This window comes from Mesorhizobium sp. B4-1-4 (genome assembly GCF_006439395.2).
Lineage (GTDB): Bacteria > Pseudomonadota > Alphaproteobacteria > Rhizobiales > Rhizobiaceae > Mesorhizobium.
Genome location: NZ_CP083950.1, coordinates 2159367 through 2174290, shown reverse-complemented (window position 1 = coordinate 2174290; position 14924 = coordinate 2159367). Strand labels below are relative to the sequence as shown.

At 60.5% G+C, this 14924-nt stretch carries 12 protein-coding genes and 1 pseudogene; 5 read left to right on the top strand and 8 right to left on the bottom strand.

Features of this window, described 5'->3' with window-relative positions:
• Positions 1–55: 55 nt before the first annotated feature.
• From FJW03_RS10605 to FJW03_RS10595, 3 genes are all read left to right on the top strand, one after another.
• Positions 56–2407 (top strand): xanthine dehydrogenase family protein molybdopterin-binding subunit, encoded by a 2352-nt coding sequence (locus FJW03_RS10605; protein WP_140763260.1) that lies wholly within the window; start codon positions 56–58, stop codon positions 2405–2407.
• Positions 2408–2419: 12 nt separating this feature from the next.
• Positions 2420–3217, top strand: coding sequence for an FAD binding domain-containing protein (locus FJW03_RS10600; protein ID WP_140763257.1), 798 nt, complete (start codon positions 2420–2422; stop codon positions 3215–3217).
• A gap of 377 nt (positions 3218–3594) precedes the next feature.
• Complete coding sequence (locus FJW03_RS10595) at positions 3595–4617, top strand: acyltransferase family protein (RefSeq protein ID WP_140763254.1); 1023 nt, start codon at positions 3595–3597, stop codon at positions 4615–4617.
• Between the two features lie 86 nt (positions 4618–4703).
• On the opposite strand, the gene FJW03_RS10590 is transcribed toward FJW03_RS10595, so the two are convergent.
• The 5 genes from FJW03_RS10590 to FJW03_RS10570 all read right to left on the bottom strand — a co-directional run bounded on the left by FJW03_RS10590 (position 4704) and on the right by FJW03_RS10570 (position 9337).
• Positions 4704–5192, bottom strand: a complete 489-nt coding sequence (locus FJW03_RS10590; RefSeq protein ID WP_140763251.1) for a GNAT family N-acetyltransferase — start codon at positions 5190–5192, stop codon at positions 4704–4706.
• The gene (locus FJW03_RS10585; RefSeq protein ID WP_140763248.1) at positions 5189–5947 is read right to left on the bottom strand and encodes a copper homeostasis protein CutC; all 759 of its coding nucleotides are present in this window, start codon (positions 5945–5947) and stop codon (positions 5189–5191) included. Before FJW03_RS10585 ends, FJW03_RS10590 begins: the two co-directional genes overlap by 4 nt.
• A gap of 178 nt (positions 5948–6125) precedes the next feature.
• Complete coding sequence (locus tag FJW03_RS10580; protein WP_140763245.1) at positions 6126–6557, bottom strand: cupin domain-containing protein; 432 nt, start codon at positions 6555–6557, stop codon at positions 6126–6128.
• A gap of 1231 nt (positions 6558–7788) precedes the next feature.
• Complete coding sequence (locus FJW03_RS10575; protein ID WP_181173235.1) at positions 7789–8043, bottom strand: hypothetical protein; 255 nt, start codon at positions 8041–8043, stop codon at positions 7789–7791.
• A gap of 1105 nt (positions 8044–9148) precedes the next feature.
• Positions 9149–9337: a DUF3606 domain-containing protein gene (locus FJW03_RS10570; protein ID WP_140763239.1), complete on the bottom strand. Its 189-nt coding sequence runs from the start codon at positions 9335–9337 to the stop codon at positions 9149–9151.
• A gap of 123 nt (positions 9338–9460) precedes the next feature.
• Between FJW03_RS10570 and FJW03_RS10565 the strand changes: the two are divergent.
• A pseudogene (locus tag FJW03_RS10565) lies at positions 9461–10313 on the top strand (RNA ligase family protein).
• A 1069-nt stretch (positions 10314–11382) separates the two neighbouring features.
• On the opposite strand, the gene FJW03_RS10560 reads toward FJW03_RS10565, so the two are convergent.
• Positions 11383–12075 carry an SOS response-associated peptidase gene (locus tag FJW03_RS10560; protein WP_140763236.1) on the bottom strand — a complete coding sequence of 231 codons (693 nt, stop codon included), beginning with the start codon at positions 12073–12075 and terminating at the stop codon, positions 11383–11385.
• Positions 12076–12453: 378 nt separating this feature from the next.
• Complete coding sequence (locus FJW03_RS10555; protein ID WP_140763233.1) at positions 12454–12747, bottom strand: hypothetical protein; 294 nt, start codon at positions 12745–12747, stop codon at positions 12454–12456.
• 147 nt (positions 12748–12894) lie between these two features.
• Between FJW03_RS10555 and FJW03_RS10550 the strand changes: the two genes are divergently transcribed.
• Positions 12895–13830: an IS1595 family transposase gene (locus FJW03_RS10550; RefSeq protein WP_140763230.1), complete on the top strand. Its 936-nt coding sequence runs from the start codon at positions 12895–12897 to the stop codon at positions 13828–13830.
• A 48-nt stretch (positions 13831–13878) separates the two neighbouring features.
• Here the strand turns inward: FJW03_RS10550 and FJW03_RS10545 are convergent, their stop codons facing one another.
• Positions 13879–14859: a trypsin-like peptidase domain-containing protein gene (locus tag FJW03_RS10545; RefSeq protein ID WP_140763205.1), complete on the bottom strand. Its 981-nt coding sequence runs from the start codon at positions 14857–14859 to the stop codon at positions 13879–13881.
• Positions 14860–14924: the final 65 nt, after the last annotated feature.

The window sequence follows — 14924 nt, the reverse complement described above, 5'->3', positions numbered from 1 at the left end:
ACTGCCTTACTTCCCTACTGCCCTATTCCCCTACTTTTTCGGGAGGATTTCTGCAATGGGCATTGAAGGTGTTGGCGCTCGTGTCGCGCGCAAGGAAGACAAACGATTCATCACCGGCGCCGGCCGCTATGTCGACGACATGGTGGTTCCCGGCATGAAGCATGCGGCCTTCGTGCGCAGCCCGCACGCGCATGCGCAGATCAAGAAGATCGACGTCAAGAAGGCACAAGGCATGCCGGGCGTCATCGGCGTCCTGACCGGCAAGGAGCTCAAGGCCGACGGCATCGGCAATCTGATCTGCGGCTGGATGATCCATTCCAAGGACGGCACGCCGATGAAGATGGGCGCATGGTCGCCACTGGCCGTCGACAAGGTCCGTTATGTCGGCGATGCGGTCGTGGTGGTGGTGGCGGAAACCAGGGGCCAGGCGCGCGACGCGGCCGAGGCGGTGGAAATCACCTACAAGGAATTGAAGGCTGTCGTCGATGCGACCAAGGCACTCGAAAACGGCGCGCCGCAGATCCATGCCGAGGCCGAGAACAATCTGATCTTCGACTGGGAGCTTGGCGACGGCAAGGCGACCGACGCGGCGATCAAGGCGGCGGCCCATGTCACCCGCATGAAGATCGTCAACAACCGGCTGGTGCCGAACGCCATGGAGCCGCGCGCGGCGCTCGGCCACTACGACAAGGCCGAGGACCACTACACCTGCTGGACGACCTCGCAGAACCCGCATGTCGCGCGGCTGGTGATGAGCGCGTTCTACAACATCGCGCCGGAAAACAAGCTGCGCGTGATCGCACCGGACGTTGGCGGTGGGTTCGGCTCCAAGATCTACATCTACCCGGAAGAGATCGTCTGCCTGTGGGCTTCCAAGAAAACCGGCGTGCCGGTCAAATGGGTAGCCGACCGCACCGAGAGCTTCCTGTCCGACGCGCATGGGCGCGACCACGTCTCGACCGTGGAAATGGCCTTCGACAAGAACAACAGGATCACCGGGCTGAAGGTCGACACGATCGCCAATCTCGGCGCCTACATGTCGCTGTTCTCGTCCTCCGTGCCGACCTATCTCTACGCCACGCTGCTGTCGGGCCAGTACGACATTCCAGCGATCCACGCCAATGTGCGCGCCGTCTACACCAACACGGCTCCTGTCGACGCCTATCGCGGGGCGGGGCGGCCGGAGGCGACCTATGTGCTGGAACGCACGATGGAAGCCGCCGCGCGCGAGCTCGACATCTCCCCCGCCGAACTGCGGCGGCTGAACTTCGTCACCTCCTTCCCGCACCAGACACCGGTGATCATGAACTATGACGCCGGCGATTATGGCGCCTCTCTCGACGCGGCGATGAAGACCGCCGACTATGCTGGTTTTGCCGGGCGCAAGGCGGAAGCGGCCAGGCAGGGCAAGCTGCGCGGCATCGGCATGAGCTGTTACATCGAGGCCTGCGGTATCGCGCCATCGGCCGCGGTCGGCTCGCTCGGCGCCGGCGTCGGCCTGTGGGAATCGGCCGAGGTGCGCGTCAACGCGGTCGGCACCATCGAGGTGCTGACCGGTTCGCACAGCCACGGCCAAGGCCATGAGACAACGTTCGCACAACTCGTCAACCAGCGCCTTGGGGTGCCGATCGACAGCGTCTCGATCGTCCACGGCGACACCGACAAGGTGCAGATGGGCATGGGCACCTACGGTTCGCGTTCGGGCGCGGTCGGCATGTCGGCGATCGTCAAGGCGCTCGACAAGGTCGAGGCCAAGGCCAAGAAGATCGCCGCCCACCTGCTCGAGGCCGACGAGGGCGACATCGTCATCGAGAACGGCGCACTGAAGGTCGCCGGCACCGACAAGAACGTGCCTTGGTTCCAGATGGCGCTTGCCGCCTATACCGCCCATAATCTGCCGGCCGGCATGGAACCGGGGCTGAAGGAGACGGCGTTCTACGATCCGTCGAACTTCACCTTTCCGGCGGGCTGCTACATCTGCGAGGTCGAGATCGATCCGGAGACCGGAACGACCGAGATCGTCCAGTTCGTGGCCGCCGATGATTTCGGCAACATCATCAATCCGATGATCGTCGAAGGCCAGGTGCATGGCGGCATCGCCCAGGGCATCGGCCAGGCGCTGCTGGAAGGCGCCCATTACGACGCCAGCGGACAGCTGCTGACGGCGAGCTACATGGATTATACCATGCCGCGTGCCGGCGACCTGCCGTCGTTCAAGGTCTCGACGTCGAATACCCCATGTCCCGGCAATCCGCTCGGCATCAAGGGCTGCGGCGAGGCGGGCGCCATCGGCTCGCCGCCGGCGGTCATCAATGCCATTACCGATGCCATCGGCATCACCGACATCGCCATGCCGGCTTCGCCGTCCACCGTGTGGGCCGCGATCCGCGCCGCGACGAAGCACTGAGGAGGAACAACCATGTACTCGGTCAACTATCACCGTGCCGCCTCGGTCGCCGATGCCGCGAAGCTGGTCAAGAGCGGCGATGCCAAGCTGCTATCGGGCGGCATGACTTTGATCGCTGCCATGAAGACGCGGCTCGCGGCGCCTTCCGATCTCGTCGATCTGTCGCGCATCAAGGAACTGCAAGGCGTCAAGGTATCGGGCAAGACAATCACCGTTGGCGCCGCCACGACGCACTATGACGTCTCCAACGACGAGAAGCTGCGGAAGGCCTGTCCGGCGCTTGCCAATCTGGCGTCGCTGATCGGCGACCCGGCGGTACGCTACAAGGGCACGATCGGCGGCTCGATCGCCAACAACGATCCGGCGGCCGACTATCCGGCGGCGCTGCTGGCGCTGGGCGCCACCATCATCACCAACAAGCGCGAGATATCAGCCGACAAGTTCTTCAAGGGGCTGTTCGAGACGGCCTTGAAGGATGGCGAGATCATCACGGCGGTCTCCTTCACGGCGCCTGCGAAGGCTGCCTATGAAAAGTTTCGCAACCCCGCCTCGCGCTACGCAATCGTCGGCGTGTTCGTGGCCAAGGGCAAGGACGGCGTCAGCGTCGCCGTCACCGGGGCCGGCGATGACGGCGTCTTCCGCTCGAAGGAGATCGAAGCAGCACTGGCGAAGAATTTCGACGCCGCTGCGCTCAACGGCGTCAAGGTGCCTGCCAAGAACCTGATGAGCGACATGCACGCTTCCGCCGACTACCGCGCCAATCTGATCACGGTCATGGCCAAGCGCGCGGTGGCGGCGGCCAATGCCTGACATTAGAGCGGCTCATCGTTTTCATGGAAACGCCGAACCGCTCTATCCCTTGGTTTTGACGCAAATTCCTGACGAAAAACCGCTTCACCTTTCCTGGTATTGCTTGGCGGTTGCAGATAGGGATAGGGGCCGTCGCAGGCCCCTTTTTCGCGTATGCGGCGGCCTGTAGCTGCCCCAGTTCCTGATGGAATGGCTGCAGCGCACTATCCTTTTGCCTGAAGCAATTCCGACCCGTGCCTGCCTCGGACCTGCGTCGGCGGCAATCTCGCACTTGCACAAACTTATATTGCACTGCAGTATGGGTTGGGCGGGAATGCGAGCCGGGTTCGGAATGCGTATCGCCGTGCCCTTTCGCATGCCAATGCGAAAGGATCGGCATGTCCGAAATTTCCGCAACCCATATGGTTCCGTCCCGATCCGTCGTCGACAGATCGGCCAGAGCAAGACTGGCCTATCTCGATGGCTGGCGCGGCCTGTCGATCGCCCTGGTGCTGATCGGGCATTTTTTCCCGGTTCCCGGGATCAATCTCGGCGTGCTGGGCGTCGAATTCTTTTTCGTCCTCAGCGGCAGGCTGATGGCCGAGATCCTGTTCATCGAACGCTACCCGCTGAAGAAATTCTTCAAACGCCGTTTCTCGCGCATCTATCCGGCGCTTCTGGTCTTCGTCGTCGCTGCCATGGTCGCGCTCTCCGGCACCTTCGTCGCCTTCAAATGGAAGGCGGCGCTGACGGCGCTGACCTTCACCTACAACTACGCCGGAATTCTCGTCACCCGTGCCGGGGCGCTGGACCATATCTGGTCGCTCTGCGTGGAGGAGCACGCCTATGTGATCCTGGCCCTGATCAGCGCGACTGTTGTCAGCCGCGATCGCGTCATCCCGTTGCTGCTGGGGCTGGCCCTGCTCGCGATGGCGAATGGCGCGGTCTCGTACTGGGCGTTCAAGCTGGACTACGAGGCCACTTACTGGCGAACCGATGTGCACATCGCATCGATCCTGCTGTCAGCCTCGATCTGCCTGCTCAAGGCCGACGGCAGGCTGCCGGCGGTGTTGGAGGGGCCTTATGTCGCTCCGTTGGCGGCTGCGACCGCGGTCTTGCTGTTCATGGACGCAGTGCCGACGCCGATCCACTATCTCCTGGCGGTGCCGCTTCTGGCTCTGGCCGTCAATGCGCTCGATTTCAGCACTGGCTACCTCTGCGGATTGCTGTCGGCCCTGCCAATGACTATGCTCGGCCTGTGGTCTTATTCGCTCTATCTGTGGCAGCAGCCATTCTATAAATTCGTTTATGAGCAAGGCAGCAACCCGTGGCCGATGCTGGCCGGCGTTTTTGCCTGCGCACTCTGCAGCTATTACGTCATCGAGCGCCCGGCGCGCGAATGGCTCAACCGCAACTGGTGAATGTGGCAACGCAGCCGCAGTAGGGTGGGGTTGGGTTGGACTGGCCTGCCGGGTTGTCGTCTCTCGACGTGGCGAGCGCCACCGGGTCAGCCCACGATCTGCCTGGCGTAATAGCGTACGGTCTTCTTGCCGCCATGGATCACCGCGTCGCCCACCTCGGCAAAGCCAAGGGCGGCGTGGAAGGCATCCGAGGTGGGGTTGGGCGGGTCCGAGTTGACCTCGCAGGTGACCAGCGTGTGGCCCGCGCGCCGGGCATGATCGAACAGGTCCTGATAAAGCCTGCGTGCATGGCCGCGGCCCCTTGCATGCGCCGCCACGACGACGCGATCGACATAGATGAAGCGCTCGTAGCGTTCACGGAACCAGACGAAGTTTGGGCTGTCGTAATTCGCGTCCTGGTCGAAGGTCATGATGAAGGCTTCGAGATCGCCGATGCGGCGCGCGTAGAAGGCCTCGCCGAGCAGGAACGACAGCCGCTCGGCTTCGAGCCAGGACAATTCCGCGGCATGCTCGTTGTTGAGCGCCAGTATGGCCGCTTCGTCATCCTGCGCTATGCGGTCAATCGGAGCGGTCATGCCTTGGCCGCCGCGATTATTGCCGCCACCAGCGGCGTGTCGGTCAATGTGTTGCGATATTCGCGGTCAAGATCGGAGCCGCCCATGCCGACCTTCGGATTGCGGTAGCGCATGGCGCTCGGCACGTCCTTGAGGGCGGCGAAATGCATTTCGGTCAGCCCGGTCTTCGCACGCACCTCGGCGATGTTGCCGAGATCGAGCCCGCCGCAGCCCAGGATGATGATGCGGTCGCCGGCCTGCCGCACCAGATCGGCCAGTAACGGCAGGCCTTCGATCGCGGTGTCGCGCTGGCCACTGGTCAGCACGCGGCCGATCTTGCAGCGGATCAGCGCTTCCAGCGCCTCGATGGGATCGCGCGTCATGTCGAAGGCACGATGGCAGGTGACGTTCAGGGAACCTGCGGCCTCTGTCAGTTCGCCCATGCGCCTCTCGTCGATGGTGCCGTCGGCGTTCAAGCAGCCGAACACCACGCCGGGCACACCGAGATCACGCAGTGCCGCGACATCGGCGAGCATCGAGCGGTACTCGGTCTCGCTATAGAGAAAATCGCCGCCGCGCGGCCGCACCATGACGTGGAACGGGACAGTTGCCTGGTCCAGCGCGGCGCGCACCGTGCCGAGGCTCGGCGTGATACCGCCTTCGACAAGGCTGGCGCATAACTCGACCCGGTCGGCGCCGGCAGCTTGCGCGGCGAGCAGGCCACCAATGCCTTCGACACAGATTTCGATCAGCGGCGGGCGAGTTTCTGCGGTCAAGGGGCGATCCGGTCCATGATGGTGTGGAAAGCCCTAGCACTCGGGCGCGCGGCGCGAAAGCGTGAACGGTGCGCCGCCATTTGGACCAGATGACATTTCCCTTCTTGACAGTGTTGCCCATGAGGACACGGGAAGCGTGTGGCGCTTGCCTTCCCGCTTTCCGGGCGCGGCTTGGTAGCTACTGACGCAATTCCGTATTCTTGACGCCTTCCTCGACCTGATCGATCACCAGGAGCTTGACCGGGCCGTCGCCGATATTGGTGGCCTGATGCCACTGACCGATCATTTCGATGATGAAATCGCCTGTCTTGTAGGTGTTGCTGTTGCCGGTCTCGACATTGGTGACCTTCAAAGTGCCGGCCTCGACATAGGCGTAGCGGGGAAAGGGGTGCCGGTGCACCGGCAGCGTCGCCCCCGGCGCGATGTCGTAGGTCGACACCAGCACCTGGACATTCTTCTGCGGCAGCGTGATCGGCTGGCCGGAAGCGGTTGCCGTGCGTGATGCAAGCGGAGTGACAACCACCGGGGTTCCGCCGCTGTCCAGCGCAAGGGCGCCTGTTGCATAAAGCGCGGCCGCGATCAGTAGTGCCGGTATCAAGATTTTCCGCATGATTCCTCCCAAAGCCTCGCCACCATCGCGCGGTGGGCACTTGCGCGCAAGCGCGTCGCCCTTCGGCAGAGGCTTGGAACCGGGCGGACAAGCATCTACGACGGACCGTGATCAATCTCCTGTTGCTCGCCCTTTTCCAATTTCGTCGTTTGAGGGTGAACGCGAAGGCCGCTCAACCCAGACCCGATGGCGTTGCAATTGCCGAGGCGCCAACCGTTGGAAGCACTAATCGCTGACGGTTTAGTCTCGGCTTCCAGCCCGTCGCCGAATTTGACCGCAGGTGGCGGCGGCGCGATCGCGGGCTGGCGCTGACGTTGAAAGGCCAGCTCGGCAACCGACGTCAGGTTGGGTGTGTGGCGGAGGCTGCCGAGCTGCACCGGTGGTGTGAGTCACCGGCAACATTAGTGTTATCTAATCTATATTGGCGCGCGTCATCCAATCGACGGATGAGGGCAATGCGCCGCCCGCATAGAGTGATACGTGTAGTTGCGAAATTGCGCTACGGAGCGCCAGTTGAGGAGTGTCCCCCCTCTACACGTTGTCAGTCTGGCGCATTGGCCCGTTGCGCACACCGCGCGGCGGGCCATTTCGAATAATCGTATGCCGATAGCGGCCCGACAGCCTGTTGGGGTAAATTAGCACGGGCCGCCGGGCCTGACCGGCCAGGGCCTGCCGGCTGAGTCGAAGCGTAATATTAGCAATCCCGCATAAGAACACCGCGGAGGCGTTTTCCAATCAATATCTGTTTCATTTCGATACAAAGACACAGGCATCCGTCTTGCACCGAAGTCGCTGCCGGTTGACCCCGGTCCTGATCGCGCACTTCCGATCAGGTTGTAGGCTCGCCGGGCTTGAGGTGTTGGGTCTTCGCCCGGCGGGCTTCCTCTCAGTTTCCCATGGCAACCGGTCAAAGTCGGGCTTCTGCCTCGTGCACGGTAGACGTCTTGGGTAATGTAGCTGCATCTGGCCTTCTCCGGGACGCAGGCAAGGGGCGGAATTCCTGGACATCGGTAAAGCCTCCACCTTAGAAACTCTCCATCACAGAGGTTTTCACAGCCGTTTACATGAAGGGACAGCCGGCCATTGCAGCGGCGACCACCTGCGCATGCTCGGTCGACCGTGCGGCACGCGCGTTCAACGTCCATTCAGATGTAGGATCGGCTCTTGAGTGCGATATTCTACGCTGCTTGCGGCGGCACATTGCTCCCGCGATATCTCCGTAGACTGCGCGCTACTTATCGACGGAAGGGCCGCCCGGCTGTTTAGGGTCATTCTCCATGCCCAGCCCCATCTTGTCGGCGAAGCTGAAAGCAAAAACTCTTCCACGATTTTCGTCTGTGACACGAACCCATTTTCTCTTCCAGGTTCGCAAGGTCACGTCACGGCCGACGGCCTTGGACGCGGCCTTCAATGGACTGATGGCACGCGCCTGATGCACGGCCAGGACTTTGTTCATGTCCATTTCTTCGACAAGATAGATCGCCATCTTCGGAGCCTCCCCAATCCCCGGTTGCATATTCGCGCAACTTGAGCGCGCGCGCAAGCAGGCCCCTTTGGGAAGCGTTTGACGGTCAATCCTCGCGCGGCCGCATCCCTGCACCGCCATCCCTTGATGCCGGCTGAGATTTACGTCTGCCGCATCCCTGCCAGCGCTGTGGGATACGGCGTCCGTTTGCCAGCCTCGGTAAAACGCAGGACGTCGAAGGCCAAGCAATTCAAGATCACGCCGGCCGTCCTAGACGCGTTCCGCGCCGGTGACGACGGGCATTGCATATCGCACTCAATCTTCCGCCATGGTGGCCAAATCCTTTGTACACAAACGGACCGCTTCCTCCGCCGTGGGCGCAGAACGACGGCACAGCGTGGTCGGAATGCTGGCCCGATGCTTGGGCGCTGCGCCAGGAACTAGAGGCCGCAGCGATGGAGGCCGGTTGATGCCCCGTCCTCGCCCTCATCGCATCCTGCGCCGTCGTCGGCGCGCTGCTGCTGCACTGAAAAGGCAAGCTCGCGGGCCGAAGGCCCCAAGCCCATGCCCGGCGAGCTTAACCTGATCCCCCGATCAGGACCGGGTGGAGGAATACCGGCATTCTGTTCAATGCAAAACCGGGGCCGGCGTTTTCGTCCCGAAACGAGACACATCTGAGGGCGAGTGTTGCCGCAGAGTTACAGCGCAGCAAGCAGGTTTAGCTCTACAAACACTGATGCGTAGGGTTTCCTGGAGCGGCGGATTGTCTGGGGACTAGGGGGCGCAGGTATGAGGGAGATGGCCCGCTGACTTCGGTCAGCGGGTTTTTCTTTTAAGTCGGCTTGTCGACGAGCGGCCTCTTGCGCTTCGGCGGCACTAGGCGGTCACCAACCTCACCGTATCAATCGGTCAGCTTCTCCACCGTGGCGATGATTGCTTTGGCAAGCGCCTGAGCCTCGTCGATCGGGGCCGGCCGATAGAGCGCATTGACCATTTCTCGGCTAGGCAGCACGCCGCCGGACAGGTTTGCTCGATCGCCATTCTGATCAAGCCAAGGGCCTCATCGCAGTCCTCGGCCGGGATCATTATCGAGGGTAGAGCGCGAAGCCGCTCGAAACTCTCCGCCTTAGCTTTTGGCAAGGGCTTTCGCCTCTCGCTCTAACGTCTCGCGATCATTGCCGTGCTTTTTAATGAGGTCTCGCGCTTCCGGCATGGTGAGCTGGAATTTCCGCGCGAAGTAGGCGACCTCGTAATCTTCACTGCCAGACACCCGGTCGCGGTCGCGGAAGTCGCGCTTGGTCTTGTCGTCTGCCATGGCTGGTTCCTCCTGTGGCGAGATTCGCAACGTGCGATCGGCCGCTTTGTTTCAGCCGCTATTTCCCGTTTCGGAACAATTTTAGATGATGCTAATTGAGTCCGGGTTTTGCGAGTCCAGTTCATGCGTTTGAAGTTCATCCCGCCGATGATGCCCGAGCTTGTCGACCGTCCGCCCGAGGGCGACGATTGGAGCCACGAGGTCAAGTTCGACGGCTTCCGCACCCAGATCGTGAAGGATCAAGACGGCATCCGCTTCTACACGCGGCGCGGCCACGACTGGACGGCGAAATATCGGCCGCTCGTCGACGAGGCGGCGGCGATCGAGGCCGAAGACTTCATCATCGAGGGCGAGGTCATCGTCACGAATGACGCGGGACTGGCAAACTTCGGCGCGCTGCGCTCAGCCATCACCAGCCGACCGCAAGACCTCTATTTCGTGGCGTTCGATCTCCTCCACCTCAACGGTCACGATCTGCGCGACGTGCCGCTGGAGGACCGCCGGGAAATCCTTCACGAGGTGATCCCGGCCGGCAGCCGCATTCAATTCTCTGAAGCGCTGCCGGGACAGGCGCCGCAGTCTATCACCTCGTCGACAATGCCGGCCTGGAGGGCATGGTGTCGAAGCGAAAGGACAGCGCCTACCGCAGCGGCCCGACGATGAACTGGCGCAAGATCAAATGTTTCGATGAAAAAGAGCTCGACATCATCGGTGTGAAGCGTGAGGCCGGAAAGCCGGCAATGGCGCTCATGGCCGACAAGGGCCGCTATGTCGGCGGCGCCTTCATCACGATGAACCGCGAAATCCGAGAGCGGCTGTGGGATATGGTTCAAGGAAAGACGGGCGCACCGGCACCGAAGGGACTCGCCAAGGAAAGGCGGAATGGCTGAGGCCAGGCTTGGTTGGCCGGGTGAAGTTCCTGAAGGGCGAAGACATGTTGCGCCACGCCTCTCTGAGGGATTTCCGACAGGAGTGAGCAGAACAGGGAATCGGCTGAAGTGCCTGACCGGATTTCAACACAAGGGTGCTGGCATCCCTCTTGCATAAGGACTGCATGTAGCAACGATTGGGATTCGGCGATGCGACTGAACGTTCGACCTGGGCGAAAGCCAGGTTCCCCAAAGAGAATATACTCTGAGCCGCTGCAAACTGAAGAATTGCAGGTTTGCGAAAATACCGTCACGATTTCCATCATCGCCGATGATATCTACACAAGAAACTCCAAACAACGCTATGAGATAGCGTTAACCGAAGCCGAAATAGGTTTGCTTGCTGTCACACTGAGAAGCGGCTCGCTCGGTGACCCATCGAAGGGCGAATGTTAAAAGTCGATCGATCGAAGAAGCACTTCGGAAACGATGTTTAGTAGGGCTTGCTTCAGCGATTTACTGCTAAATAGAACGTGGCGGCTCCGGCCCTGGGGTAGGGTTGCCTGAAAGCCAGAGCCGCCGGCGCGGTACGGCAACAGGACCGCGCTGTCCTATTCTGAGACAGCGCGGTCTACAATTAGTTAATTCTAATGAACCTTATGGGCGGCAGGGCGCCGTGGCGTTTAGCCGGTCCGGGATGATGCCTTCGACGACCTAAAGCGGCTCTGGCCCACGACCAAACGCCTAAGGGCGGATTCAGCCCGTCTTTCCGGCTCGAATCATGGCACGAATAATCGCCAATTCGGCCTCGACCTTTGCGTTTTCCTTCTGCGTCATGTTGTCGGCCGCGATCAGCCGGCGAAGGGACCGCATGACCTCGCCGCGCGTCTAACCGGCCTCGATCATGCAATCGACGATTGCCTGAAAGCCTGGCTCCATTACCTCCTGGCAGTCGAGCTCGCGGTCTGCGTAGGCTTCAGAACGCTTCGGCGGGCTGATCATAGAAACTGCTCTCCCTCGCCGTGATGCTCTAAACAGAACCAATGCGACGGCTGCCGCTGCCTGGCAAAACCAAACGCGGTGTCCTTGCCGCAGCCGGCATGCTCACAGGCCGATTTTCGACCACGCGCTGCGGCGCCACCGTCATGCCGTCAGCCAGTTTGATGGGTTCGTCGCTCATAGCAGCTTGATCGGTTCTATCAGGCCGGCGTAGTCGTTCGGCAGCTTGTCTTTCACGCTGGCGTTGACCTCGCGGCCGACGCGATAGAACTGCAGCTGCCCATCGATGTCGTGGCTGAGAATATCCTTCAGGCCGCCAGCAGGCGTCTTCGGGTCCAGCCAGGCGTCGTAGAAGGCGGGATCGAGGATAAGGGGCTGGCGATCGTGGATCAGGTCGACGGGCGCTCCGGATGGCTCGGTGATGATCGTGCAGCTGGTGACGTCGAGGTTCGAATTGTGGGCCCACAGACCAGCGAACGAGAACGGCGCGTGGCCGGGCTGGAAGATGTGCCAAGGGTCTCTGCCCTTGTCGGCGGGAGAGATCGTCCACTCATAGTAGCCGTCGGCGGGGATCAGGCAGCGCTTCGACTTGAGTGCATCTCGGAAGGCTGGTGTCGTGTCGACGCCTTCAATTCGTGCGTTGAACATCGCCGCTTTGGGCATCTCCTTCGCCCAAAACGGGACCAGCCACCAGCGGCCCGTTCGGAGCTTGTGGTTGCCATCGTCACCGGCGGTAATGAAGGGGACATCTTCGGTCGGCGCGATGTTGTAGCGGGGTGCATCATTGCGCCCGATTTCGGCCGGCGCCGTCAGCCTGTAGAGGCGGTGGATTTCTGACCACGACAGATATCTGGTGTAGCGACCACACATGCCCCGACCTTAGGTTCGTAGGATCTCCGGCACGCTAAGCGGCCCAAGGCCCAGAGTTCGCTCATAGTGGCCCACTCGGCGCCACACACCGTTAGCTCGGCCGTCTTCCCGGTCCTTCGAAGGATCGAACATGACGCCGCCGAAATGGTCAAGAAATGCCTTGGCGTCCTCCTGGTCAGCAAAGCAATGAAGCCGCCATTGCTCATATTTGCCGTCCGGCCAAATCGCCTGCATTTGTCGGATTTGGGGCCTGACGCCAAGCCCATCGGTCTTTAAAATTTCGATCGGTGCAAATGTCGTCAGGCAATGCCACTTGGTGCGGCCATTTGCGGTCGACGACAGATGGCGGTGGGATCGAACGGTTGCGTCGGACCATGGCTAGTCGATCAATTCGAGCATCAGATAGTTGCCCGGTTTCTCGGGCCAATCGGCGCAACACGCCTCAATCGCAGCCTTGTTGGCTTCCATCCACACGCTCGCCGCCTGATCCTCGTCTTCATCCGGCTCCATGTCATCGTGAAAACTGGCGTCGTCCCAACCTTCAAGCGCGAACATTCCATCCGCTCCCTGTTCCGGGGATATGCCCGCCGCAGCAAAAACTGCGCTGGCTGCGTCGATGCCGCGCTGCACCTCTTCCGGGGAAGCTCCTTTGATTTCCAGCCGAAGCCGCATAGCTCGCCTCCTGTGGCTATCTGGCCGGCAGTGAACAAAATGAGAACGCAAGAGTCAACAGGCTCTTGACGGAGCAGGAATATGTTCCTAATTATATACTTGACATAGCTGCCATCTTGACCGATAAAGGGTCAAGAGGGACAAGCCATGACGAACATTACCGACCCGATCTTCAATGACAACGATAAGGCGCGCGAGCATCTTGAAGCGATCCGTTGGGCCGATGGCGTCTATTGCCCGCATTGCGGCAATGCCGATCCGGCTTCGCTGCATCTGTTGAAGGGTAAATCGCACCGTCCCGGCCTGTACCAGTGCAACGCTTGCCGCGAGCATTTCACCGTCACCGTTGGCACCGTCATGGAGCGGTCGAAAATCCCGTTGTGCAAATGGGTTCTCGGCTTCCATCTCTATGCCGCCAGCAAGAAAGGTCTTTCGGCGCACCAGCTGCACCGCATGATAGGCGTCACCTACAAGACTGCCTGGTTCATGGCGCATCGTATCCGCGAGGCCATGAAGGAAGACGTGAAGTCATCCGGCCCGCTTGGCGGCGAAGGCAAGATCGTTGAAGCCGACGAAACCTACTTTGGCCCCAAGGACACGATCAAGAAGCGCACTATTCGCGGCAAGCCCGCCAATTCGTCAAAGCGTTCCATTGTGGCGCTTGTGGAGCGTGGCGGCAAAGCCCGTATGTTCCATGTCGAACGCGCCACGAAGGAATCCGTCCGCGACGTGCTGGTCCGCAATGCCGACCGCAAATCGACGCTCATGACCGACGAATCCAACTTCTACCCGATCACCGGTCTGGAGTTCGCAGACCATGCCACCGTCAAGCACACTGGCGGCGAGTATGTCCGCTACGAAGCCGACCGCATCGTCCATACCAACACGATTGAGAACGTGTTCTCGGTCTTCAAGCGCGGCATGGTCGGCGTCTATCAGCATTGCGGCGAAGCTCACTTGCACCGCTACCTTGCGGAGTTCGATTTCCGCTACAATCGCCGCGCCGCTCTTGGCGTGACCGACCGTGAGCGGGCCGACGATTTGATCCGTGGCACTGGTGGTAAGCGGTTGATGTATGCGTGACTGGCTCGCGCCATAACGCAGAAACAGAAAGCGCGGAAGATTCGACGGTTACACCGCGTCCGGCTTGGTCTTTGGTTCCGGCGGGGTGTTTAACGCCTTGCGCAATCCAGCGTCCCGTCGCCTCACTACTTCTTCCGCCGAGAGTGATGATTTGTCCGGAAGAGAAGCGTCGTCCTCACTGGACTTTCTCGCCCGCTTCAAATCCGGATGGTTCAAAACTTCATTGATTTTCATTGAAGGCACCACAACGTTAACTCCACGCGGGACGATGAATGTTCCTCCCGGTGGCATTTGGTATTCTACGCCCGCTTTTCCAGTGAAGGAATCACTGTGCATCCCCAATAACCAAATCGAACCCTCAACATAAGTCTTGGTCTTTCCCTTGGGGTCCAAATCAGCGTGCAAACGATTATCGATTGTCCTTCTGACAAAGACTGGAGCGCCACTGACACCATCCAACGGCTCACCCTCTACCAGATAAGCATCAACCAACACTCGTTCGTTTCTATGGGAGGGAGCCCAAGGTCTGACAGGTACTTTTTGGTCCTCTGGGACCAAGCCGATGTGACCGGTGTAGACGAATGGTTGGTTCCGATTCTCTCCATGAAGGAATTTCCAAAGGCCAACCGTATATGTACGGCTCCCAACACCAATGTTCTTCGTCCTGAACTTGAAGTCATCCATGACGGTCGGCTGCTGGAGGATCAAGGTACAATCGGCCCAATCCGGAATATCTATTGGTAGGACGGCAACATCAACGTTGTCATCCGTTGGGTGCGTTATCCAGCAAGGCGTGTCTACATAGTAGTTGCGAGACGATCCGTCCTTTGTATTGAATCTTATGTCAACCGGACAGTCGTCCTTATCCGTGAGCGCATGAGCAGCTGTTACAACGTATTTACCCCACGGTTTGCCCTGAGCTGCATCAACAAGAAATCCCGTGCACCACGGAACGATGTCATTCTCGGTGCCGGCCTTCGCGGAGCCGATCACCACAGTGCACTTTCTCCATTGCTCTTCCAGCCGCACCAAATCGCCCCTTCGATATGCAACCGCACCCGGCCCGAGACACCACTGGCCGGATGCTAATCGAT

Coding starts and splice junctions, on each gene's coding strand:
- FJW03_RS10570 (WP_140763239.1), bottom strand. CDS start 9,337: ATGGCAGACGACAAGACCAAGCGCGACTTCCGCGACCGCGACCGGGTG.
- FJW03_RS10555 (WP_140763233.1), bottom strand. CDS start 12,747: ATGCGGCTTCGGCTGGAAATCAAAGGAGCTTCCCCGGAAGAGGTGCAG.
- FJW03_RS10595 (WP_140763254.1), top strand. CDS start 3,595: ATGTCCGAAATTTCCGCAACCCATATGGTTCCGTCCCGATCCGTCGTC.
- FJW03_RS10590 (WP_140763251.1), bottom strand. CDS start 5,192: ATGACCGCTCCGATTGACCGCATAGCGCAGGATGACGAAGCGGCCATA.
- FJW03_RS10605 (WP_140763260.1), top strand. CDS start 56: ATGGGCATTGAAGGTGTTGGCGCTCGTGTCGCGCGCAAGGAAGACAAA.
- FJW03_RS10560 (WP_140763236.1), bottom strand. CDS start 12,075: ATGTGTGGTCGCTACACCAGATATCTGTCGTGGTCAGAAATCCACCGC.
- FJW03_RS10600 (WP_140763257.1), top strand. CDS start 2,420: ATGTACTCGGTCAACTATCACCGTGCCGCCTCGGTCGCCGATGCCGCG.
- FJW03_RS10575 (WP_181173235.1), bottom strand. CDS start 8,043: ATGGCGATCTATCTTGTCGAAGAAATGGACATGAACAAAGTCCTGGCC.
- FJW03_RS10580 (WP_140763245.1), bottom strand. CDS start 6,557: ATGCGGAAAATCTTGATACCGGCACTACTGATCGCGGCCGCGCTTTAT.
- FJW03_RS10550 (WP_140763230.1), top strand. CDS start 12,895: ATGACGAACATTACCGACCCGATCTTCAATGACAACGATAAGGCGCGC.